The organism is Streptomyces akebiae, assembly GCF_019599145.1.
GTDB classification, from domain to species: domain Bacteria; phylum Actinomycetota; class Actinomycetes; order Streptomycetales; family Streptomycetaceae; genus Streptomyces; species Streptomyces akebiae.
Genome location: NZ_CP080647.1, coordinates 7,168,865 through 7,192,171, shown reverse-complemented (window position 1 = coordinate 7,192,171; position 23,307 = coordinate 7,168,865). Strand labels below are relative to the sequence as shown.

17 protein-coding genes and 1 pseudogene are annotated in these 23,307 nt (G+C 73.4%); 14 read left to right on the top strand and 4 right to left on the bottom strand.

Going from position 1 to position 23,307, the window contains the following annotated elements; translation table 11 throughout:
• Positions 1 to 108: 108 nt before the first annotated feature.
• The 10 genes from K1J60_RS31110 to K1J60_RS31065 all read left to right on the top strand — a co-directional run bounded on the left by K1J60_RS31110 (position 109) and on the right by K1J60_RS31065 (position 11,600).
• Positions 109 to 789: a class I SAM-dependent methyltransferase gene (locus K1J60_RS31110; protein ID WP_220649102.1), complete on the top strand. Its 681-nt coding sequence runs from the start codon at positions 109 to 111 to the stop codon at positions 787 to 789.
• Positions 786 to 5,291: an alpha-(1->3)-arabinofuranosyltransferase domain-containing protein gene (locus K1J60_RS31105; protein WP_220651781.1), complete on the top strand. Its 4,506-nt coding sequence runs from the start codon at positions 786 to 788 to the stop codon at positions 5,289 to 5,291. The genes K1J60_RS31110 and K1J60_RS31105 overlap by 4 nt, the downstream gene beginning before the upstream one ends.
• A complete protein-coding gene (locus tag K1J60_RS31100; protein WP_220649101.1) occupies positions 5,288 to 6,727 on the top strand; it encodes a condensation protein in 1,440 nt (479 codons plus the stop codon). Before K1J60_RS31105 ends, K1J60_RS31100 begins: the two co-directional genes overlap by 4 nt.
• Complete coding sequence (locus K1J60_RS31095) at positions 6,727 to 7,500, top strand: class I SAM-dependent methyltransferase (RefSeq protein WP_220649100.1); 774 nt, start codon at positions 6,727 to 6,729, stop codon at positions 7,498 to 7,500. The genes K1J60_RS31100 and K1J60_RS31095 overlap by 1 nt, the downstream gene beginning before the upstream one ends.
• Before the next feature lie 15 nt (positions 7,501 to 7,515).
• A complete protein-coding gene (locus K1J60_RS31090) occupies positions 7,516 to 8,430 on the top strand; it encodes a hypothetical protein (RefSeq protein ID WP_220651780.1) in 915 nt (304 codons plus the stop codon).
• On the top strand, positions 8,427 to 8,690 hold the full coding sequence (locus tag K1J60_RS31085; protein ID WP_220649099.1) for a Trm112 family protein: 264 nt from the start codon (positions 8,427 to 8,429) through the stop codon (positions 8,688 to 8,690). The genes K1J60_RS31090 and K1J60_RS31085 overlap by 4 nt, the downstream gene beginning before the upstream one ends.
• On the top strand, positions 8,687 to 9,526 hold the full coding sequence (locus K1J60_RS31080; RefSeq protein WP_220649098.1) for an FkbM family methyltransferase: 840 nt from the start codon (positions 8,687 to 8,689) through the stop codon (positions 9,524 to 9,526). Before K1J60_RS31085 ends, K1J60_RS31080 begins: the two co-directional genes overlap by 4 nt.
• A complete protein-coding gene (locus tag K1J60_RS31075) occupies positions 9,486 to 10,091 on the top strand; it encodes a hypothetical protein (protein WP_398683575.1) in 606 nt (201 codons plus the stop codon). The genes K1J60_RS31080 and K1J60_RS31075 overlap by 41 nt, the downstream gene beginning before the upstream one ends.
• A 172-nt stretch (positions 10,092 to 10,263) precedes the next feature.
• Positions 10,264 to 11,184: an MEDS domain-containing protein gene (locus K1J60_RS31070; protein ID WP_220649096.1), complete on the top strand. Its 921-nt coding sequence runs from the start codon at positions 10,264 to 10,266 to the stop codon at positions 11,182 to 11,184.
• Positions 11,181 to 11,600, top strand: coding sequence for an ATP-binding protein (locus K1J60_RS31065; RefSeq protein ID WP_259408003.1), 420 nt, complete (start codon positions 11,181 to 11,183; stop codon positions 11,598 to 11,600). Before K1J60_RS31070 ends, K1J60_RS31065 begins: the two co-directional genes overlap by 4 nt.
• Here the strand turns inward: K1J60_RS31065 and K1J60_RS31060 are convergent.
• From K1J60_RS31060 to K1J60_RS31050, 3 genes are all read right to left on the bottom strand, one after another.
• On the bottom strand, positions 11,578 to 14,115 hold the full coding sequence (locus K1J60_RS31060; RefSeq protein WP_220649095.1) for a LuxR C-terminal-related transcriptional regulator: 2,538 nt from the start codon (positions 14,113 to 14,115) through the stop codon (positions 11,578 to 11,580). The two genes, K1J60_RS31065 and K1J60_RS31060, sit on opposite strands and share 23 nt — an antisense overlap.
• A 146-nt stretch (positions 14,116 to 14,261) precedes the next feature.
• Positions 14,262 to 15,152 carry an ATP-grasp domain-containing protein gene (locus K1J60_RS31055; protein WP_220649094.1) on the bottom strand — a complete coding sequence of 297 codons (891 nt, stop codon included), beginning with the start codon at positions 15,150 to 15,152 and terminating at the stop codon, positions 14,262 to 14,264.
• Positions 15,153 to 15,306: 154 nt separating this feature from the next.
• Positions 15,307 to 16,140 (bottom strand): DUF3152 domain-containing protein, encoded by an 834-nt coding sequence (locus tag K1J60_RS31050; RefSeq protein ID WP_259408339.1) that lies wholly within the window; start codon positions 16,138 to 16,140, stop codon positions 15,307 to 15,309.
• 308 nt (positions 16,141 to 16,448) lie between these two features.
• Here K1J60_RS31050 and K1J60_RS31045 point away from each other — a divergent pair, with 308 nt between their 5' ends.
• Positions 16,449 to 17,528, top strand: a complete 1,080-nt coding sequence (locus K1J60_RS31045; RefSeq protein ID WP_220649092.1) for a MerR family transcriptional regulator — start codon at positions 16,449 to 16,451, stop codon at positions 17,526 to 17,528.
• A 111-nt stretch (positions 17,529 to 17,639) separates the two neighbouring features.
• On the opposite strand, the gene K1J60_RS31040 is transcribed toward K1J60_RS31045, so the two are convergent.
• Entirely contained in the window at positions 17,640 to 18,350 is a 711-nt protein-coding gene (locus K1J60_RS31040; RefSeq protein WP_220649091.1) for a FadR/GntR family transcriptional regulator, read from the bottom strand.
• A 335-nt stretch (positions 18,351 to 18,685) separates the two neighbouring features.
• On the opposite strand from K1J60_RS31040, the gene K1J60_RS31035 reads away from it, so the two are divergent.
• The 3 genes and pseudogenes from K1J60_RS31035 (at position 18,686) to K1J60_RS31025 (ending at position 23,064) form a co-directional block, all read left to right on the top strand.
• Positions 18,686 to 20,083, top strand: coding sequence for an SLC13 family permease (locus K1J60_RS31035; RefSeq protein ID WP_220649090.1), 1,398 nt, complete (start codon positions 18,686 to 18,688; stop codon positions 20,081 to 20,083).
• Positions 20,084 to 20,219: 136 nt separating this feature from the next.
• Positions 20,220 to 21,701, top strand: a complete 1,482-nt coding sequence (locus K1J60_RS31030) for an acyl-CoA synthetase (protein ID WP_220651778.1) — start codon at positions 20,220 to 20,222, stop codon at positions 21,699 to 21,701.
• A pseudogene (locus tag K1J60_RS31025) lies at positions 21,698 to 23,064 on the top strand (carboxyl transferase domain-containing protein). Before K1J60_RS31030 ends, K1J60_RS31025 begins: the two are co-directional and overlap by 4 nt.
• The last annotated feature ends 243 nt before the right edge of the window (positions 23,065 to 23,307 follow it).

The following is a 23,307-nucleotide window of genomic DNA, read 5'->3' as shown; positions in this document are numbered from 1 at the left end:
CGTCGTGGCTTGTCGCGCAGTTCCCCGCGCCCCTATGAGGGCGCGGCAGTCGGCCCTCGTTTCAAAGATCCCTCCTTTCGGCGCTCCCTCACGCTCTTCCGCGCTTTCATGCGGGAGCAGGACGATCCCGAGTACTGCTACTCCCTGCTCGCCCGGGACGCCGTCGACCAGGTCGAGGCGTACGGGGGCGGGCCCGTCGACGGACTGACCGTGGTCGATGTCGGCGGCGGGAGCGGCTACTTCACCGAGGAGTTCCGGCGGCGCGGGGCGCAGGCCTATCTCTTCGAGCCGGATCTGGGGGAGTTGGGGACGAAGCCGCCGGACGGGGCCGTCGTCGCCGACGGGTATCTGCTGCCCCTGGCCGACGGGGTCGCGGACGTCACCTTCACCTCCAACGTGCTGGAGCACGTCGCCGATCCGCCGACCTTCATCAGTGAGCTCGTACGGGTCACGCGGCCCGGCGGGCTGATCTACGTCTCGTTCACGAACTGGCTGTCCCCGTGGGGCGGTCACGAGTGGGCGCCCTGGCACTACCTGGGGGCGGAGCGGGCACGGGCCCGCTATCGGCGCCGTACCGGGAAGGACGCCAAGCACACCCTCGGCGAGAACCTCTTCGCCGTGCACATCGGACGCACTCTGCGGCAGGTGCGCGACCGGGACGACGTGACAATCGTGTCGGCGCGCTCCCGCTACTGGCCGTTCCTCGCGGAGACCGTCGTGAAGGCGCCGGGTCTGCGTGAGTTCGCCACCTGGAACCTTCTTCTCATCCTCCGGCGGTGTCCACCATGACGAGCACGGTCCAGGCTCCACCTCCCGCGCCGGTACGGCCGCCGGGCACGACCGAGGGACCCCCCGAGGGCCCTCGGTCGCGGCGCTGGCTGCTGGGGTTCTGGGCCGTGGTGTTCGTGCTGCTGGTCGCGGCGCAGCCGGGGCGGCAGACCTTCGACACCAAGCTCGGGGTCACCACCGATCCCTGGCAGTTCGTCTCCGACCTCGGGCAGCTCTGGCACGACCGGGGCGGGTTCGGCGGCATCCAGGACCAGTACGTCGGCTATCTGTGGCCGATGCTGCCGTACTACGGGATGACCGACCTGGTCGGGCTGCCGGTGTGGCTGGCGGAGCGGCTGTGGCTGTCGCTGATCGTGACGGTGGCCTTCTGGGGTGCGCTGCGGCTGGCGGAGCGGCTGGGGGTCGGCAGTTCTGCGTCGCGCCTGCTGGCCGCCGGCGCCTACGCGCTGTGGCCCGTGTTCACCACGGTCGTCGGGTCGACCTCGGCCGCCGCGCTGCCCGGCGCCTTCCTGCCGTGGGTGCTGCTGCCGCTGACGAACGAGCGGTACAGCGCACGCGTGGCCGCCCTGCGGTCGGCGCTGGTCATCCCGTTCATGGGCGGGGTCAACGCCTCCGCGACCCTGGCCTCGCTGCTGCCCGTCGGTCTGTATCTGCTCACCCGGACGCCGGGACCCCGGCAGCGCGGGCTGATCGCCTGGTGGGTGCCGGGAGTGATCCTGGCGACGGCGTGGTGGGTGGTCCCGCTGCTGCTGCTCGGTTTCTACGGGGAGAACTTCCTTCCGTACGTGGAGAGTTCGCAGACCACGACGGCCACGATGTCGGCCACCGAGGCGCTGCGGGGCGCCGGGAACTGGGTGGCGTATCTGAACTTCGGTGAGCCCTGGCTGCCGGCCGGATGGTCCGTCGCCGCGTCCGTGCTCGTGATCCTGTCGTCGGCGCTGGCGGCGGGGCTGGGTCTCGCCGGTCTCGCGCGACGGGACATGCCGGAGCGGCGGTGGCTGGTGCTGACCGTGCTGGTCGTCGCGCTGATCACGCTCGCCGGGTACGGCGGTGCGTTCGGGGCGCCCTTCCACGGGGTGGTCCAGGACTGGCTGAACGGAGGCCTCGCGCCCTTCCGGAACATCTACAAGTTCCAGACCGGGCTGGCGCTGGCGCTCGTGCTGGGGCTCGCGCACCTGGTGGGGGTCGCCGCGCAGGCGCGCGGGGCCCGCCGGGTGCGGGGGCGGCGGTTCGCTCCGCTGATCGCCGCCCTGCTCGTCGTCCCCGGACTGCTGTGGCCGTACCTCAACGGGTCGGTGCTGCAGCCCGGTTCGTTCCAGGAGCTGCCCAAGTACTGGCAGGCGACGGCCGATTGGCTGGAGAAGTACTCGCCGGACTCGCGGGCGCTGGTCGTGCCGGCCACCGCGCACGGCATCCACACCTGGGGCACCACCGTCGACCAGCCCCTCGACGTGCTCGCCGAGTCCCGTTGGGCGCAGCGCGACTACGTGCCCTTCGGCACCCCCGGCAACCGGCGCGCGATGGACGCCGTCGAGCAGGCGCTGCTGACGGGCGCCGAAGTGCCGGGCCTGGCCGACTACTTGAGCCGAGCGGGCCTGTACTACGTCGTCGTCCGCAATGACCTGGACCCCGACCAGGTCGGCGCCGTGCCGACCACGACCGTGAAGCGGACCCTGGAGCAGTCGGGGTACGAGCGGGTCACCGGGCTCGGGCCGGTCATGACCGGCGGGCGGATCGCCGAGGGCACCCCGCTGCAGGTCGAGGGCCTGCACGCGCGGCAGCGGGCCGTGGAGATCTACCGGCCCGCCGAGGACGTACCGCGTCCCGGGCAGGCCGGGCTGAAGCGAATCGCGGACACCGCCGTCGTCTCCGGCGGGCCCGAGTCGCTGCTGCCGCTGGCCGCCGACCCGGAGCTGCGCGACCGGGCCACCGTCCTGACCGGCGACAACCATCCCGGCCTCGGCACCCCGGCCGTCCAGGTGGTCGGTGACGGGCTGCGCCGGGCGGACACCCGGTTCGGCCTGGTCAACGCCAACACGTCGTACACGTACACGGCGGACGAGCGGAACGCGAGCGGGAGTGTGCAGGACGCCGGTGAGCAGCCGAAGCAGATCCTGCCGGTGTCCGGGCTCGACCACCAGACGGTGGCCGAGCTGCGGGGTGCCGAGTCGGTGACCGCGTCGACGAGCGGCAACTGGCTGTTCCATCTGCCGCAGTACGACCCGGTGAACGCCTTCGACGGCGACCGGGACACGGCCTGGGCGGAGGGCGCGGCCGGGTCGGCGAACGGGCAGTGGCTGCGGATCGACTTCGACGGCAGCCAGGACATCCCGGAGACGTTCGAGGTCACCCCGCTGCCGCAGGACGGGGTGCGGTCGGCGCCGACCCGGATCAAGGTGGAGACCGAGCGCGGCTCGCGCTCCACGAACCTCCAGCCCGACGGCTCCACGCAGACCGTCAACGCCCGCCCCGGCGAGACGAGTTGGCTGAAGATCACGATTCTCGACTCGGCGGAGCGGCACACCGGTCTCGTCGGCGCGGGCTTCGCCGAGATCGACCTCCCCGGCGTCAAGGTCACCCGGATGCTGCGGCTGCCGACGGACGCCCAGGACCCCGAGGGCACGGCCGCCTCCGCCGAGGTGATCTCGCTCCAGCGGGCCGCCGACCCGACCGGCCTCTCGCCCACGGGCACCGAACCGGGCCTGCACCGCACGTTCGCCACCACCACGGCGGGGACGTACGAGATGAAGGCGACGGCCGTGCCCGTGCCGGGCGACGAGCTGGACAAGCTGCTGTACGAGGTCGCCCCCGACCAGCAGACCAGGATGACGGCGACCGCCGACTCCACGGCCTCGCTCGGGGCCGGGCTGTCGCCCCGCAACCTGACCGACGGCGACCTGACCACGGCGTGGATCGCGGGCGACGAGCCGACGATCCACCTCCGCTGGGGCGACAAGTGGCCGGTCGGGTCGCTCGTCCTGGCGCCGGCGGGCGGACTGTCGGCCCGTCCGACCCAGGTCGAGATCAGCTCTCCGGACGGCGCGGTCGTCGCCGCGGTCGACGAGAACGGCTGGGTCCGCTTCGACCCGATCAACACCGACCAGCTCGACATCACCGTCACCGAGACGGCCCCGATGACCGTCCACAACCCCGTCGCCGACGACGACCTGCAACTCCCGGTCGGGCTCACCGAGGCGTACGTCCCGGCCCTCGACCAGTACCGCACACCGCAGCCCGCCCCGACCCGGGACTTCGAGCTCCCGTGCGGCGAGGGCCCGGTGGTCGAGGTCGACGGGACGCTGTACGAGACGAGCGCGCGGGGTACGGTCCGGGACCTGGTGGAGCGTCGGCCGGTGGAGCTGACGCTCTGCCAGGGCGACCGTGCGGGCGGCGGGCTGGAGCTCGACGCCGCCGACCGGCACACCTTCGAGTCCGAGGACTCCGGCGCCCTGGCCGTCACGACCGTGACGCTCACCCGGGGAACGGTCACCGAACCGGCCTCCTCCGGCCGGGAGTTGGGCATTCGGGACTGGCTCGGCGACCGCCGCGAGATCACCGTCGGCGACGGCGCGGCCTCCTATCTGACGACGTACGAGAACTTCAACGACGGCTGGAAGGCCACCCTGAACGGCCGTGAGCTGACGCCGGTCCGGCTCGACGGCTGGCAGCAGGGCTGGCGCGTTCCCGGCGGCGCGGGCGGCGCGGTCAAGCTGTCGTACGAGCCGTCCGTGACGTACGAGGCCGGCCTGATCGGAGCGGGCGTCGGCCTGGTGGCCCTCATCGGACTGGCCCTCTGGCGCCGGCAGGAGCCCAACCCGGACGCGCCGCAGCCGACGCCGCCGGGCCCCGGTCTCTGGCTCGGCACGATCGCGCTCACCCTCGTCGGCATCGTCATCGCGGGCTTCTTCGCCCTCCTCGTGCCGCTGCTGGCACTCCTCGCCTGGAAACGGCACACCCTGCTCGTGCCGATCGCCTTCCTCGCGCTGGCCGGCGCCGGGGTCGCCGCCGCGTTCGGAGCGGGGGAGCCGGTGGCGGCGGACCAGGGCACGTTCGGGCCCGTGGCCCAACTCCTCGCGCTCGTCGGCCTGTTCGCGGCGCTGGTGAGCGTGGGCGCGGATGTCGCGACCTCGCCGGAACGGCCGGGCGCCACCCGGGAGTTCGAGCGTCCGCCGGGGGCGGACGGACCGACGGAGCCGTTGCCGCAGCGGCGACGGGGAGGCAAGAGGCTGAACGGCGGGCCGGTCGCGGAGGGCGGCGGATCGGTCGCGAGCCCGACGATCTCGGCGCGCGGGCCGGGCTCCCTGCAAGGAGACCCCGACACCCCGACCCGTCGCATCCCCTTCACCAAGCCGAAGTCCAGGGCGACGCCTCCGGAGGACGGCGGTGGCAGGGGAGCCGACGGCCCCGGGCACGGCGGTACGGGCGCCGGCGGTCCCGCGAACGACGGCACGGGAAGCGGTGGTACGGGAAGCGGTGGTACGGGAAGGGGGGAGCCGGGATGACGGCGCTGGACCGTCCCGCGCGGGACGACGCCGCACCGGGGCCCGTGCGGATCCCCTTCCCGGTGGTGGACGAGGTCTCCCGCCACTGCCTCCAGGAGGAGGAGCCCGAGACCGTCCACATCGAGGTCCACCTCCCCGGCCGGCTCGACCCCGACCGCCTGCGCACCGCCTTCACCGGCGCGCTCCACCACCACCCCCGCATCCTCATGCGCGAGGCCCCGGGGCGCTGGTACCGGCGCCGCTACGAGTGGGAGTTGACGCGGGAGCCGGAGGTGGAGGTGGTGACCTTCCTGTCCGCCGGGTCCCATGCGTTGCGGGACGCACGGACCAGGGCCCTGATGGAGGCACCGCCGCTGACCCTCTCCCCACCGATCCGCCTGGAGGTGGTGGAGGGAGCGGGCCCGGCGGTGGGCAGCGAGGCGTCGGACGCGGTCGGCCTCAGGGCGGGGGCGGCGGCACCTCGCGCCGCCGAGCAGCGCGAACACCCCTCGTCCGACGCCGCCCGAGGGCGCCCGAAGGACAACGGCACCGTCCTCTTCCTCACCATCAACCACACCGCGCTGGACGGCCCGGCCTGCCTGCGCATCCTCGCCACCGCCGCGCAGCTGTACGGCGGACAGGACAACGCCCCCGCCGCACCGCCCGTCCGCCCCACCCCCGCCCAGGACGAACCGGCCCCGGTCGAGACGGCGAACCCGTCCAACTGGGCCCGCCCCGCCCGCGTGGCCCGCGGCACCCCCGAGCCCTCCCCCGGCAACGGCCTGCTCGTCACCGAGCTGCCCGTGCCCCGCCGCCCGAAGTCCGCCCCGTACACCGTGAACGACCAGCTCATGGTCACCACGGCCCTGATGCTCGCCCACTGGAACCGGGAGCACGGCGCCCGCCCCCGCCCCCTCCGTATCACCATGCCGGTGGACGACCGCCCGAGGGACACGGACATGCCGATAGGCAACGGCACCCGCCTGGTCGAAGTCCCCTTCCTCCCGGCCGAGTTGCAACCATCCACCACCCCGCTCGCCGTACTCCTGCGCCGCACGGCGGACCGCACCCGCGCCCTGAAATCCCTCCCCCGCCCCCAACTCGGCCACGGCGCGTCCCTGTTGACCGCCCCGGTGGTCCCCGTGTCCTGGCGTGCCGCCCTCACCAGGGGCCTGCGCCGGGCAGCCGGGCCCTGGACGTCGACCACCCTGCTCAGCAACATCGGCCGCATCCCCTACGCGCTGGACTTCGGCGAGGAGGCGGGCCGCGCCCACGCCGTCTGGTTCTCGGCCCCCGCCCGTATGCCCCGCGGTCTCACCGTCACGACCGCCTCGACGGCGGGCCGCCTCCACCTGGCCCTGCGCTGGTCCCGGGCCCTGCTCAGCCACGGCGACGGCGCCCACCTCCGCGACCTCTTCGAGCACTATCTGCACGCGACGGAAGAGGACAACCAGTAATGCCGACCACCTCGTCCAGCTCCGCCTCGCCCACCGAGTCCTCGACCCGGGCCCCGGTGAAGGGACTTCGTGACTTCTACGAGGACCCGGCCGTCCCGGTCGCCTCCGGCACCCCCCGCAGCCTCGCCCAGGCCCGCATGCTGGCGGCCGCCCTGGGCCCGGCGGCCCGCACCGGCCCCCGCACGATCCTCGACATCGGCTGCGGCGACGGCACGGCGGCGGCCACCGCCGCGCCCCTCCTGCCCGGCCACCGCATCATCGGCGTCGACTGGTCCCAGGACGCCCTCCGCCGCGCCCGCACCCGCGTCCCGTACGCGATCCGCGGTGAACTGGCGGACGGCGGGCTGCCGTTGCGGTCGGAGTCCGCCGACGCGGTCCTGTTCAGTGAGGTCATCGAGCACCTCGTCGACCCGGACGCGGCTCTCGACGAGATCCGCCGCGTCCTGCGCCCGGGCGGCCATCTGATGCTGTCGACGCCCAATCTGGCCGCCTGGTACAACCGCGCCCTGCTCCTCGCGGGCGTCCAGCCGGTGTTCTCGGAGGTGAGCCTGCGCGGCATCCACGGCCGCCCGGGTACGGAGGTCGTGGGCCATCTGCGTCTCTACACCGCCCGCGCGCTACGGGAGTTCGTGGCCGCGTCCGGCTTCGAGGTCGTCCGGCTGCGTGGGGCGCCCTTCCACGGCGTACCGCGTCCGCTGCGCCCGCTGGACCGGCTGGCCTGCGCGGCCCCGTCGGCGGCGTCGATCCTGCTGCTGCACGCGCGGAGGACGTAGACGATGTGGTGGGGAGTGGCCGCGGCCCTGCTGGCGAACGCGCTGTACAGCACGGGATTCGTCCTGGAGAAACGAGCCCTCACCGCGATGCCGCAGGTGACGGTCCGCGAGCCGCTGAGGCTGCTGCGGCTGGTCGTCGGCAGCCCGCTGTGGATCGCCGGATCGCTGTCGCTGGCCGCCGGGTTCGCCGCCCAGCTGGCCGTCTACCGGACGCTGCCGATCGCCGCCGCCCAGGGCATCTTCGTCTCGGGCCTGGTGCTGCTGGTCCTGCTGTCGGCGCGGCTGCTCGGCGAGGAGACGACGGGCCGGGAGCGGTACGCCCTCGGGGCGATCCTCGCCGCGCTGCTGATGGTGGTGCTGTCGCTGGACGAGGGCACCGACACCGTCAGCCACGAGGCGCCGTACGCGCTGGTCCTCACGATCTGTCTGCCCGCGCTGGCGGCGGGGGTCGGGCTGTACCGGTCCGCCGAGCGGCGCGCCCGGCACCGGCACCGGCTGCCGACCACGGGTGTCGAGTACGGCGTGGCCGTGGGCCTGCTGTACGGCGTCAGTTCGCTCGCGATCAAGGGCGTGTCGAGCTATCTGACGACCAGTGCGCTCGGGGACGCGGTCGTCGGCCTGCTGCGCTCCCCGTACCCGTATCTCCTGATGTTCACCGGCGCGTTCGGTCTGGTGATGTCGCAGGCGGCGCTCCAGCGCTGCCGGGCCTCACTGATCGTGCCGGTCTGCACGACGGTGACCTGTCTGTTCACGGCCGTGCTCGGCACGCTGTCGTTCGGCGAGTCGCTGCCCGACGATCCCCTGCGGCTGACGCTGCGGCTGTCGGGCACGGTGCTGGCGGTCGGCGTGCTGCTGAGCATGCCCAAGCACGACAGTCCCCCGCCGGCCTCCCCATCCTCCGCACCAGCCAAGGAGTTGACCCCTCCATGAACCCCGACGACCCGTTGCTCCAGATCCTGGCGTGCCCGCTGGACAAGGGGCCGCTGCATCTGGTGGTCCACGAGGAGGAACGCCTCGGCCACTCCGGTGCCGACGCCGCCCGAGCGCCGGAGTCGCTGTACAACCCCCGCCTGCACCGCCGTTACCCCATCGTCGACGGCATTCCGCAACTGCTGCCGTCATCGGGCGAGCAGGTGACGGAGGACGAGCACGTCAAGCTCTCCGCGCTGCTCAGGAAGTCGGACTCATGACCACTCTCGCCGCGCGGCTCGCGCCGCTCCTCCCGGACCGGCTGGTCGCCGCGGCCGCCCGGTTCGTCTACCCGCGCTTCGAGCCGGAGCTGGCCCGGCTCGACGAACTGTGCCCGCCGGGGTGCGGTACGGCCGTGGACGTCGGCGGCTGGTACGGACCCTGGACGCGCCGGCTGGCGGGACGCGCCGGGCGGGTGGTGACCGTCGAGCCGGTGCCCCGGCTGGCCCGGCTGCTCGTCTCGGCGGTCCCCCGCAACGTCCGTGTCGTCCAGGCCGCCGCCTCGGACCGGCCGGGCACGGCCCGTCTCTGGCTGCCGCCGGGCGACGACGGGGGGCGCGGTGTGTCGTCCCTGGTCCGTCGGGACATCCACGCCCGCGCGCTGGACGTCCGCTGTGTGACCCTCGACGGGCTCGGTCTGACCGATGTCGGCTTCGTCAAGATCGATGTCGACGGCAACGAACTGGCCGTCCTGCGCGGCGCGTCCGGCCTCCTCGCGCGGGACCGCCCGGCGCTCTTCGTCGAACTGGAATCCCGTATCCAGCCGATCGCCCCGGTCGTCGACCTGCTCGCCGGCCTCGGCTACGCCGGCTGGGTCCTGCCCGCCGGAACCTGGCTCCCTCTGGACCCGGCCGCGCTGGAGGCCCACCAGGCGCGTACGTCGCACATGGCGTCCAAGGGGCTGCTCCGGCGGGTCCTGCCGTTCTCCGGGCCCCGGTACGTCAACTCGGTGCTGTTCCTGCCGGACGGGCGCCGCCCGGGTGAGCCGGCCCCCGCGTCCGGCGCCGTGGGCGACCATGGAGGGCATGTCCTCCGCGAAGCGCCCCGGGCCCGATAGGCCCACCGGCCCGTTCACCCCGCTCGACTTCCAGCTCGTGCTGCTGCGCCGGATGGCCGACCACAATCCGGAGCTCGTCGAGGACGCCCGGCGCGAGCTGGGCGTCTCGATCGCGCAGATGCGCGAGGCGAACAGACGGTGGCAGGCCATGGTGCGCTCGCCCCGGGCCCGGGGGTCGGCGTCCCGGTACCGGTCGGTCCTGGGCGCGCCCGAGTCCGTGACCCGGCGCCGCATCGGGGATCTGGAGTGCGAGGCGTGGCGGTGGCCGGTGCCGTTGTGGGACGACCTCCGGTTCGAGGTGCTGCTGGCGCCGAACGGGGCGGTGTGGAACGAGTGGCTGGTACGGGCCCCGGGGGCGGCCGGGCCCGAACCGCGCGCCCTGGAGGATCTGACCCCGTGGTCCTGCACGGTGGACGAGGTGGCACGGGCGTTCCCGCCGGCACGACCGTTGGAGGGGACGGCGCCGACGCGGTGGGGGTTGCGGTTCGTCGCGCCGGACGGGGACGGGGTGCGGCGGGAGTGCGTCGCGGAGTTCACATGGGGTTTGTTGCAGAGGGTCGCCTAAGAGCGGAAAACCTCCGGTCGCACCCGTTCAGACAGCGCACATTCACGATCGGACTTCTCCGCGACCTGCCCTGAAATCCTCCCAAGCAGAAGATTGACGATCATCCGGCCGCTGGGGACGCCGGTGGGCCTACTGTCCGTGCAGAGTTCTGATCCTCACGGGAAGGCCCTTCATGACGCCCCAGCACCCCGCGGAGCGAACCGTGCCCGTCGAGCGGCTGCGGCTGGGGGATCACGCGTGCATGGGGCCGGGGGACCGGGAGGGGGCCGGGGAGTCGCCGTGGAAGGTCTTCACCGCGTACACCCGGACGAGCCTGGCGCGCGGCGAGAAGGTCCTGCTGGTCATGGACCCGGACGACCTGAGCGACGACGAGGTGGTGTCGCTGCTGGACCGGGGCAGCGGGCAGGCGGCCGCGGCGCGGGACAGCGGCCAGCTGTCGGTCAGGCGCAACACGGAGATCTACCTGCCCGACGGCCGGTTCCAGGAGCGGCGCACGATCGACACCTACGCCTCCGAGGTCGACCGCGCCTGCGACGAGGGCTGGGCGGGCCTGCGGGTCACCGCCGACATGAGCTGGGCGCCCCGGGCGGGCCTCGGCCACGACCGGCTGCTCGACTACGAGGCCTCGGTGGCACCGCTCTTCGCGGACCCGCTGTTCACCGCGATCTGCTGGTACGACCGTCAGCGCTTCGACGACGAGCTGACCTCCCGCGTCGGCAAGGTCCATCCGCTGCGGGTCATGGAACGTCTGGACTCCCTGGAGGTCACCGGGACACCGGACGGCGGCCGGATGGCCGGCACCGCCGAGCTGAGCACCCGGAGCGAGTTCGTCGAGGCGCTGCGCGAGGCGCTGGAACACCGTGACGACTCGGGGCCCAGCCACTTCGTCCTCGACCTCCGCGACCTGTGCTTCATGGAGGCCCACTGCGCCTGGCAGCTGATCAGCCTGGCCGCCTCGCTCCCCGCCGGCAGCGAGGTCACCGTGCGCTGCGGCGAACTGCTGGGGCTGGTGCTGGAGCAGCTGGGCGCCGACGAGGTGCCCCAGCTGCTGGTCCGCGTGGAGGGTGAAGAGGACGAGGGGGACGCCGGGTGAGCGAGGGGCTGAGGCTGCGCATGGAGTTCCGCGGTCCCGAACTCCCCCTGGTGCGCGCCCTGGTGGAGGAGGCGTCACTGCGCGCCCGGTTGAGCGCCTCCGCCCGGGGTGCCTTCGGGCAGGCCGCTTCGGAGATCGCCACGGACGCCGCCGCCCGGGGCGCCGACCCCGGGGTCGTCGAACTGCGGCTAGGGGACAGCGAGTTGCGTTGCGAGGTGACGTACGGCGCTGCCGTCCCGCCCAGGGGACGGCCCGACGGGCACGGCCCCCGTCTCGCGGAGTCCCTGATCGCGGGTATCGGCGCTCCCGCCCGGATCGACGTCCGCGACACCCCCTGCGGCACCTCGGTCACCCTGTCCGCCCCGCTGCCCGGCCCGGTGCGTACGCCGCCCGTCACAGCCCCGCCCGCGCGCTGAACCAGGCCGCCACCTGACTGCGGTTGTGGAAGCCCAGCTTCACGAGGATGCGTTCGACATGACCCTCGGCGGTACGGCGGGCGATGACGAGGTCGTCGGCGATCTGCTTGTTGGTACGGCCCTGGGCGACGAGGGCCGCGACCTGCAGTTCACGGCGGGTCAGCGGGACCGGGTCGACGACGGGGACGGTGACGGGGGGCGAGGCCTTCGTCGACACCGGGGCGCGGGCCGGATCCCCGACCGTGAGGGAGCTCTCCCTCGTGCCCGAGGAGGAGCCCCGCACGTTCCGGCGTACGGCGGACACCTCCCCCTCGCGCACACCGGGACCCGAGCCGTCCCGCCCGTCGTCCGTCCTCGGCGCGAAGGCCGCGCCGTCACGCCGCACACCCGTGCGCGAGGCCGAACCCGCGCCGTCCCGCCGTCCGCCCGTGCGCGCGCCGGCCGATCCCTCCCGCGGCTCGCCCAGGGCGTAGGCCACCGCCTGCTCCGGCGTCAGACGGCCGCCCCGACGCTGGGCCAGGGCGTAGGCGTGGTCGCCGAGGGCGAGGCGGGCGTGGTGTTCGGCGGCGCGCGGGCCGCCCGGCTGGAGGGCGTCCACGGGGTTGCCGCCGATGTCGTGCCAGATCCGGTCGACGGCGCCGCGCAGCACACCGGCCCGTTCGGCGTCGCCCGCCAGCGCCTCGGCGGCGGCGAGCAGATCGAGGGTGCGGGCGAGGCTCTGGTGCTGGCTCACGGTGTACGGCAGCCGCAGACAGTCGCGGGCGTGCTCGGCGGCCCGGTCGTACTGCCCGGCCGACCAGTGCGCGAGGGCGAGGGTGCGCAGCGCCCAGGAGCGGGCCCACTGTTCACCGTGGGCCTCGCAGAGGGCGACCGCCTCGGCGCACAGCGGGATCGCCTCGTCGGCACGGCCCCGGCTGACGAGGGTGCAGGCCAGTTCGACGCGGGTGAGGACGACGAAGGCGGTGGAGGCGCGGGCCCGGCCCGGGACGAGGGCGCCGGCCGGCACGGGCGGCGGCGCGGGCACCGGGAGTTCCCCGGCGGCGTCGACCGCGGTCCGCACCGGGTCGAGGCCGGCCAGGACGGCGGCGGAGCGACTGTGGACCAGGGAGGTCAGGGCGCCCGCCCACATGGCACGGGTCAGGGCCACGTCGGGCCGGGCCCCGGCGCGCAGGGCGCCGTCCATCCAGTGCCGTCCCTCGCCCCAGATGCCGCCCGCGACCCAGTGGAACCACAGCCCGGCGGCGAGCCGCAGCCCGGCTTGCGCCTCGCCGGGGGTGGTGAGGCAGAAGTCCAGGGCGGCCCGGAAGTTGTCCTGGTCGATCCGGATGCGTTCGGTGATCTCCGTCTGGTCGGGGCCGAACCAGGCCTGCTCGTACTCGGCGCCGAGGCGCGCGAAGTGGTCCCGGTGCCGTCGCCGGGTCTCGGCCGCCTCGCCCAGGTCGTGCAGCTTCTCCAGCCCGTAGTCGCGCAGCGAGACCAGCAGCCGGTAGCGGACCTGACCGGCGTGCTCCTCCCGGACGAGCACCGACTTGTCGACGAGGCCGGCGACGGCGTCCAGCACCGCGCACGGGGCGATCTTCTCCCCGGTACCGGTGTCCTTCCCGGCGCAGACCGCCTCGGCGGCGGCCAGGTCGAAGCCGCCGACGAACACCGACAGCCACGCCCACACCAACTGCTCCTGCGGGGTGCACAGTTCATGGCTCCAGTCGACGGCGGAGCGCAGGGTGCGGTGGCGGGGCTCTGAGGTCGGGCTGCCGCAGGTCAGGAGCTGGTAGCGGTCGTCGAGGCGTTCGACGAGCTGGTCCACGCCGAGCGCCCGCACCCGGACCGCCGCCAGCTCGATGGCGAGCGGGAGCCCGTCGAGGCGGCGGCAGAGCCGGGCCACGGCCTGCTGGTTCGCCTCGCCGACGGTGAAGCCGGGGACCACGGCCGCCGCGCGGTCGGCGAACAGCCGCAGCGCGGGGAAGGACTCGACCGCCGAGGGCGTCAGCTCCTCCGGCGCGGGCGCGGGCAACGGCGGCACCTCGAACAGCTGCTCCCCGGCCAGCCCCAGCCGGTGCCTGCTGGTGGCGAGGATCCGTACGCCCTCGGTGGCCGCCAGCACCGTCCCGGCGAGGATCGCGCAACTGCGCAGCAGGTGCTCGCAGTTGTCGAGCACGATCAGTAAGCGTCGCTCGCGCAGATGGTCGACGAGGATCTCCAGCGGTGGCCGCACGGTCTCGTTGCGGACACCGAGCGCGTCGTTGACGGCGTGCGGGACGAACGCCTCGTCGCTCAACGCGGCCAGCGGCACGAGCCACACGCCGTCCGGGAAGGCCCGTGCCACCTGTCCCGCCACATGTCCGGCGAGCCGGGTCTTGCCCACCCCGCCGGGTCCCGTCAGCGTCAGCAGTCTGCCCGCCGACAACAGCCGTCTGACATCGGCCGCCTCGTCCCGTCGCCCCACGAAGCTCGTCAGCTCCGCCGGGAAACCGGGAGTGCGCCGCGACTCCGATCCGCCCACGATGCTGGTCACGCCCTCAGTTGTGGTTCCCGTACGCGCTGTTGTAACCCCGAAGGGTAGGCAGCGGGCACGGGCGGGACGCCCGCTTCGTGGATTTCCCGCCTCTTCGGGTGAGGGGAGGGTGCGGGGCCGGGAGGGTGGCGGGGCCGCCGTCGTGGTCAGCCGGTGGTCGCCGCGGTCAGGATCGCCTCGACCACACGGGGCAGCGAGGCCGGGTGCAGCCACAGGAAGAGGTTGGGCTCGACGAGCTCCAGCTCCATCACGCACGGCTGCCCGTCCGCCCCGGTGACCAGGTCGACGCGCGCGTACAGCAGCTCGGGCCGTCCCGGTACGGCGGCCAACGCCCGCTCGGCGACAGCGAGTTCGGCCTCGGTCGGGGTCCAGGGGACCAGGTCGGGGTGGGCGGTCTTCTCGGCGTCGTACGCCGTGCCGGGCGCGAGCACCGCGCCCTTGCGGCTGGCGTGCAGCAGTCGGCCGCCGAAGAACTGCAGGGCCCGCTCGCCCTCGGTGTCGATGCTGGCCACGAACGGCTGCACCATCGCGGTGAGCCCCTCGGCGCGCATCCGCTCGACGTGCGCGGTCGCCGTCTCCCGCTGGTCGGGGGTGTAGCGGGCGGCGAACCGGGCGCCCGCGCCGGAGGTGGGCTTCACGACGTACTCGTGCGCCTCGGGGAGCCGCACGGGGTCGCCGGGCGCGAGATAGTCCGTCGGCACGACGGGCACACCGGCCCGCGCGAGATCGCCGATGTACCGCTTGTCGGTGTTCCAGCGCACGACCTCGGCCGGGTTGGCGAGCCGGGTGGCCTCACCGGTCTTCTCCGCCCAGGCCACGAACTCGGCCGCGCGCCAGCTGTAGTCCCAGGTGGACCGGATGACGACGAGGTCGTGTCCGGCCCAGTCGGCCGCCGGGTCGTCCCAGCGCAGGGCCACCGCGTCGGCCCCGGCCTCCCGCAGTGCCTCCACCAGCACCGGCAGATCCCGGTCGTGGTTGACCCTGGGCCCGGGATCGTAGGTGGCGAGGGCTATGCGGGGGGCGGCTGTGCGGGCCACGGGGGCTCCATTCTCGTATCTCGTACGTCTGCGGCGCGGCTGCGGCTGGTTTCCGGGGGCCGCCCGGAGGGGCTCCGGGACGGCGGGTCCAGGGGAGCGGGCCTCCGGCCGCAGGCTAACAACCGTGGGTGACGTGGGGGCATCGCAGGTCGGCTCACGGCACCGCGGGCCCCGTGATGAAACGGCCGTCGCTGTCGTACGGCCAGACGTTGGGGACACAGCCCTTCATGCCCTTGATCTGCTGCATCATCGCCGGAGCGGGCTTGCCCTTGCCCGGGCAGGTGACGTGGCCGTGGTCGAGGAAGTGGCCGACCTCGTGGTTGATGATCAGGGCGCGGTAGTCCTCGACGGCCTCGGCGTAGACGGGGGTCGCCAGCTCCCAGCGTTCCAGGTTGACCATGACGTCGTCACCGGCCTGGCAGTTGTACTCCCCGCGGGTGTTCAGCCCGACCCGGCCGCAGAACGCGTCGACCGTACCGGGGGTCGCCACCTTGACGACGAAGTCGGTGGGGCCGCGGGAGACCCGCTGGAACGCCGATTCGCCGTCGGCGGTCCAGCCGCGCGGATCGGCGAGCACGGCCTCCACCTCTTCGGCGACATCGGCGGCCGACAGTGACAACCCCTTCTCGACGTCGACCCGGTAGCGCAGGGGCGTGCCCTTCCCCACCTTGGGACTGCCGCCTGAGGCCGTGGTGAAGGTGCCGGGCCCGGTGCTCGGGATGGTGATCGGCGAGTTGCCGGGGGAGGGCGACCCCGAGTCGCTCGGTGACGAACTGGGCGAGGAGGAAGGACTGCCGGACCCACCCGTTTCGGCGTCGGCGCTCCGACCGGGACCCGGTGAGCGCCGGGACCGCTCGGGCGAGGGCTCGGCGGACGCGGTGGCCCCGGACTCGGCGGACGCGGTGGCTCCGGACTCGCCGGCTAACTCGCCCGTGCCGCCGCTCATCCACCCCACCGCGGTGAACCCGGCGACACCGACGACCGCCACCGCCCCGAGACCGCTCCACAGCGGCCCCCGCGCCCGCGGCACGCGAGCCTTCCGCCGACGGCGGGTGCGGGTGCCGGTGCCGGTGCCGGTGCCGGTGCGAGAACGTGTTGCCTTATGCGTGCCCATGTTCCTTCAGAGTGTGATCAGTATGTGATCGGATGCGACCGAATCGATCACGAAAAGATAACGGATGATCGACTCGGCTCCGCACCACCGCTTGACCTTCACCTTCGGTGAAGCCCCAGCATCGATCGCGGAACGAGGAACGCCAGGACCGGGAGCCACGACCGGGAGAGCCAGGGGGAGCCATGGAACTGCTGACGATCGGGGCCTTCGCCAAGGCGTGTCGGCTGTCACCGAAGGCACTGCGGCTCTACGACGAGTTGGAGTTGCTGCGGCCGACCCGGGTCGACCCCGACACCGGCTACCGCTACTACGCCGCCGAGCAGTTGGAGCAGGCCCGGCTCGTGGCCTGGCTCCGCCGACTGGGCATGCCGCTGGCCCGTATCCGTACGGTGTGCGCGCTGGAGCCGGGCCCCGCCGCCCGGGAGATCCGGGCGTACTGGGCCGGGGTCGAGGCCGAGACGGCGACCCGACGCGACCTGGCGGCCTTCCTCGTGGACCACCTCACCCACACGTCCGAGGAGGACACCGCGATGCTCGAACTCCGTTACGCCGCCCTATCCGACACCGGCCTCGTCCGCGCCGCCAACCAGGACACCGCCTACGCCGGCACCCGTGTCCTCGCCGTCGCCGACGGCTTCGGTCCCGCCGGGGCCCCCGCGAGCACGGCCGCCGTGGAAGCGCTGAGGACCCTGGACCGCGACACCCTCCCGGCGGGCGGTGTGCTGAACCTGCTGGAGGACGCGGTGCGGGGCGCGACCGACGCCGTACGGGAGGTCGCGGGGACCGGGGACGACGGCACGACCCTGACGGCGATGCTGTGGACCGGCTCGCAGCTCGCCCTCGTCCACATCGGCGACTCCCGCGCGTACCTGCTGCGCAACGGCGAACTGTTCCGGATCACCCATGACCACACCGTCGTCCAGTCGATGATCGACGAGGGCCGCCTGACCCCGGAGGAGGCCACCACCCACCCCCAACCCGCCCTGCTTCTGAAGGCGTTGACCAACAGCGGTACCACCGCCACCCCCGACCTGCGCCTCCACGACGCCCAACCCGGCGACCGGTACCTCCTGTGCTCCGACGGTCTCTCCTCGGTCGTCCCCGACCCGGCCGTCCGGCGCACCCTGTCCTCGACCGCGGACCCCGAGACCGCCGTACGCGCCCTCATCACCGAGGCGAACGAGGCGGGCGGCCCCGACAACGTGAGCTGCGTGGTGGCGGACGTGGTGCCGCGCCCCAGCAGGGAGACCGGGGAGCGCTAGGGACCGCCGACACCGGATTACGGATCGGGCGCCGACCGTACCGACCACCACTGACAACGGCGGGCACGGCGCCACGGCGGGCACGGCGGGCACGGCGGCCGTGGGCCGCGCTCAGGAGGGCGAGTCGCCCGGGTCCCAGTCCAGCAGGCGGACCTTCGCGACCGTGCGGACGTGGCGGCGCATCGCGGTGGCCGCCTGCTTGGGCTGCCGGGCGGCGATGGCGTCGAGGATCGCCTGGTGCTGAGCCAGCGAACGGTCGGGCCGGCCGGGCTGACGCAGCGACTCGGTGCGGCTCTCGGCGATCTGGTCGGCGATGGAGCGCATGAACTCGGCGAGCAGACTGCTGTGCGCGGCCGCCGTGACCGCCGCGTGGAACAGCCGGTCGCCCTCGATGCCGTGCCCGTCCCGCTCGATCTCCCCGGCCATGTGGGTGAGCGCGTCCCGCATCGCGGCCAGGTCGGCCTCCGTACGGCGCTCGGCGGCCAGTTCGGCGAGCTTCGTCTCCAACGCCTCGCGGGCCTCCAGCACGTCGGGCAGCCGCCGACGCCGCTCGACCATCCGCTCGACCGGCTCGACGTCCAGGCTGTCCCGGACGAGATACGTGCCGCCGCCGTGGCGGGCCTCCACCAGGCCCTGGACCTCCAGCACGACGATGGCCTGCTTGACCGAGGCCCGGCTCACGCCCAGCCGCTGGGCCAGGTCCCGCTCGGGCGGCAGCCGGTCGCCGGCCTTGAGACCGCCCTCGGCGACGTACTGACGCAGCCGGTCGAGGACCTGCTCGTAGAGCCGCTGCTTGGCCATGGGCCGCAGGGCGTCGCTCACGATTCCCCCTCGTGCTGCTCGTGCTGCTCGTGCTGCTCGTGCTGCTCGTACCGCTCGTACCGCTGGAGTTCTTGTACGGCTGGAACGCTCGTCCGGCGTCGCTCGTCGGGAGCGTAACACCGGGGCGGGGACAGTGGCCCGATGGCCGAGTGGCTGAACCAATTTCCGCGCACCCCCTTGACGCCACCGCCCCGCGCCTCCACGCTGACCAACCGTAAGTGGCTCAGCCACTTGACCACTCGCCCACTCCACTCGCCCACATCACTCGCCCAGTTGTCAGACTCTCCCCCTCCTCTCCCCCTCTGCCGCTCCGGGACCCAACGACGGGAGCCCGTATGTCCCCCGAACTGATCTCGATCCTCGTCCTGGCCGTGGTGTTCGTCATCGCCACGACCCGTTCCGTGAACATGGGCGCGCTGGCCTTCGCCGCCGCCTTCGGAGTGGGCGAACTCGTCGCCGACCTCGACGCGGACGGCATCTTCGCCGGCTTCCCCGGCGACCTGTTCGTCGTCCTCGTCGGCGTCACCTATCTCTTCGCGATCGCCCGCGCCAACGGCACCACCGACTGGCTCGTCCATGCCTCGATCCGGCTCGTACGGGGGCGGGTGGCGCTGATCCCCTGGGTGATGTTCTTCCTCACCGGCGCGCTCACGGCGATCGGCGCGGTCAGTCCGGCGGCGGTCGCGATCGTCGCCCCCATCGCCCTCAGCTTCGCCTCGCGCTACGGCATCAGTCCCCTGCTGATGGGCGCGATGGTCGTCCACGGCGCGCAGGGGGGCGGTTTCTCCCCCATCAGCATCTACGGCACGATCGTCAACGGCATCGTCGAACGCGAAGACCTGCCCGGCAACGCACTGTTCCTCTTCCTGGCGTCCCTCATCGCCAACCTGGTGATCGCGGGAGTGGTGTTCGTCCTGTTCGGCGGCCTGAAGCTGACCTCGGCCCCCGCGCACCCGGCTGCGGGCGACAGTGCCGCCGGGGCGGCACGGGTGGGCGCAGCCACACCTCGTCCCGCCGAGCAGCGGACCCGCCCCCCGGCCGGCACCACCACCGGGGACCCGAAACCCACCGGCACCGCCACCGCGACGGACACCGGAACCGGAACCGACACCACCCTCGCCGAAACCACCCCCACACTCACCCCCGCCCGCACAGCCACCCTCACCTCCCTCGCCGCCCTGGTCGTCGCGGTCCTCGCCTTCGACCTGGACGCCGGCCTCACCGCCGTCACCCTCGCCGCCCTCCTCAGCGCCCTCTGGCCGGACGACAGCCGCAAGGCCGTGACCCAGATCGCCTGGTCCACGGTCCTCCTCATCTGCGGTGTCCTCACCTACGTCGGCGTACTCGACGAGATGGGCACCATCACCTGGGCCGGCGAGGGCGTCGGCGGCATCGGCATCCCCCTCCTCGCCGCCGTACTCCTCTGCTACATCGGCGCCGTCGTCTCGGCGTTCGCCTCCTCCGTCGGCATCATGGGTGCCCTGATCCCCCTGGCCGTACCGTTCCTGGCCCAGGGCGAGATCGGCGCGGTCGGCATGGTCGCGGCACTCGCCGTCTCCGCGACGGTCGTGGACGTCAGCCCCTTCTCCACCAACGGCGCGCTGGTGCTGGCCGCCGCACCGGACGTCGACCGCGAGCGTTTCTTCCGCCAGCTGATGATCTACGGAGGGATCGTGGTGGCCGTGGTGCCCGCCGTGGTGTGGCTGGTGCTGGTGGTCCCGGGATTCGGGTAACCCCACCGGGGAGCCCCGTGAATCAAGGTGACCCCAAGGGCAGTGCGGCACCTCGAACTACGACGACCGACGACCAATGACCAATGACCGACCGACGACCGACGACCGACGACCGACGACCGAGGAGTACCAGAACGTGTCCTCTCTCTTCCCGGCCCTCACCGGCGAAGCCCGAACCCTCGAACGCCCCGCCCTGCGCTTCGGCGACCGGTCCCTGACGTACGCGGAGCTCGCGGCCGTGACGGACGCGCTCGCCGCGCGGATCCGCGACGCGGGCCGCGTGGCCGTCTGGGCGACACCGACGTTGGAGACGGCGGTGGGCGTCGTGGCCGCGCTACGGGCCGGCGTCCCCGCCGTGCCACTCAACCCGAAGTCGGGCCAGAGCGAGCTGGGGCACATCCTGAAGGACAGCGCCCCGTCGCTGATCCTCACCGCCCCCGAGGCCGAACTCCCCGCGGCGCTCACCGAGTTGGAGCGCCTGGACATCGACGTACTGGACCGCTCGACGGCGCACCCGGGCGGAAGGCGGCCGCTCGCTGACGAACCGGCTCCCGAGGCCCCCGCCCTCATCGTCTACACCTCCGGAACCACCGGCCCGCCCAAGGGCGCCGTCATCCCCCGCCGCGCCGTCGCGACCACCCTGGACGCGCTGGCCGACGCCTGGCAGTGGACCGCCGACGACGTACTGGTCCACGCCCTGCCCCTCTTCCATGTGCACGGCCTGATCCTGGGCGTCCTCGGCCCGCTGCGGCGCGGCGGCGAGGTCCGCCACCTCGGCAGGTTCGACACGAGCGCGGTGGCCCGGGAGCTGTCGGCGGGCGCGACGATGCTGTTCGGCGTCCCGACGATGTACCACCGCATCGCGGAGACCCTGCCCGCCGACCCGGACCTGGCGAAGGCGCTCGGCCGCGCCCGCCTCCTCGTCTCCGGCTCGGCCGCGCTGCCGGTGCACGACCACGAACGGATCGCGGCGGCGACCGGCCGGCGGGTGATCGAGCGGTACGGCATGACGGAGACGCTCATGAACACCAGCGTCCGCGCCGACGGCGAACCCCGCGCCGGCACCGTCGGAGTCCCTTTGCCCGGCGTGGAGTTGAGGCTGGTCGAGGACGACGGCACCCCTCTGACCGCGTACGACGGCGAGTCGGTCGGCGAGATCCAGGTGCGCGGCCCGAACCTCTTCACCGAGTACCTCAACCGCCCCGACGCCACCGCCGCCGCGTTCACCGCCGACGGCTGGTTCCGCACCGGTGACATGGCCGTGCGCGACCCCGACGGTTACGTACGCATCGTCGGCCGCAAGGCCACTGACCTCATCAAGAGCGGCGGCTACAAGATCGGCGCCGGCGAGATCGAGAACGCGCTCCTCGAACACCCGGGCGTACGGGAGGCCGCCGTCACCGGCGCACCGGACCCCGACCTCGGCGAACGCGTCGTCGCCTGGATCGTCCCGCAGGACCCCGAATCCCCGCCCTCAGCGGAGGAGTTGGCGGCCCATGTCACCACCTTGCTCTCCCCCCACAAGCGCCCGCGGACCGTCCACTACCTCTCCGTCCTCCCCCGCAACGACATGGGCAAAATCATGAAGCGGGCGCTGAAGACGGACGAAGCCGGATGACCGACCGCCGCCTCTCGGCCCGCGAAGCCATCGCCGCCCTGACCGACGACTTCACCGAACTCCCCACCCCACGACGGGACTACGCCCCCGACGGTCCCCTCGCCTGGCAGGGCTACGACTCCGCACGGGCCCGCGCCGCCGAGCGCACCGGCGAGGAGGAGTCGGTGGTGTGGGGCCGCGCGACGATCGGCACCGCTCAGGCCGTGCTGATCTCCTTCGAGTTCGGCTTCCTGGGCGGCTCGCTGGGCGAACGCACCGGCGACCGTCTGGAGGCGGCGCACACCTACGCCCGCGCCCACCGCCTGCCGGTCGTCTCCGTCGTCGCGACGGGTGGCAGCCGTATGCAGGAGGGCATGCGCGCCCTCACCCAACTCCAGCGTGTGGCCCGCGAGTCGGCGCTGACGAACGCGGCGGGCCTGCCCCAGATCGCGGTCCTCCGTGACCCGACGACCGGCGGGGGCTGGGCCACCCTCGGCGCCGGCGCCGACATCACCCTGGCCCTCCCCGCCACCCAGATCGGCTTCGCCGGCTCCCGCGTCCGCCCCCCGGACGCGGACCCCGCGGCGTACACGGCGGACTCCCAGGTCACGGCGGGCTCCGTGGACGCGGTGGTCCACCCGGACGACCTGCGCGACACCCTGTCCCTGTGGCTGTCTCTCCTGACCAGCCCTTCCACGGACCCCGCGCCCCCGCCTCACGCGCTCCGGGGCCCCCGCCCCCTGAAGCACCCCTCCCCGCCACCGGCTGGGAAGCCGTGCAACGCGCCCGCTCCCCCCACCGCCCCCGGGCCGAGGCCTACCTGGACGCCTACTTCACCCGCCGCGCACCCCTCAGCGGTGACCGTGCCGGCGGCACCGACCCCGGCATGCTCTGCGGCTTCGGCGATCACGAGGGCCGCACCGTCGCCTACGCGGCCCAGTGCGGCACCCCGACCCGCCCGGCCGGCTACCGCACCGCCACCCGCCTCATCCGCCTCGCCGACCGCCTCGGCATCCCCGTCCTGACCCTGGTCGACACCCCCGGCGCCGCGAACGACGCCGACGCCGAACGCGAGGGCGCGGGCCCCGCCATCGCCGCCCTCTTCACCACCGTCGCCACCGCCCGCACCCCCGTCACCACCCTCCTCATCGGCGAGGGCGGCTCCGGCGGAGCCCTCGCCCTCGCGGCCCCGGCCCGCACCTGGGCCACCCCCGACTCCTACTTCTCGGTGATCGCCCCGGAACTGGCGGCCGCGATCCTGAAGCGGCCGGAGACCCTGGCCCGGGCCACAGCGGACGAACTGCGGGTACGACCGCAGGACCTGGTGGAGCTGGGCGTCGTACGGGGGATCGTCGAACCCGCGACGCCATCCCCACCCGACTGACGCCCAGCCCCACCCGACTGACGCCCGCCCCACCTCACGGACGTCCGGCCTCACCTCACCCCGTCCGGCCCCATCTCACCCCCGTCCGGCCCTCACCTCATCCACCGTCCGAAACCACCTCCCCTTACCGTCCGACAGCACCTCCCCCGCCGTCGACACGCCCCGAACCACCCGTCCGGCCGCACCCCCACCCGGCCCACCCGACAGGCACCCGGCTCCCACCCCCCGCACGATGCAAAGGGA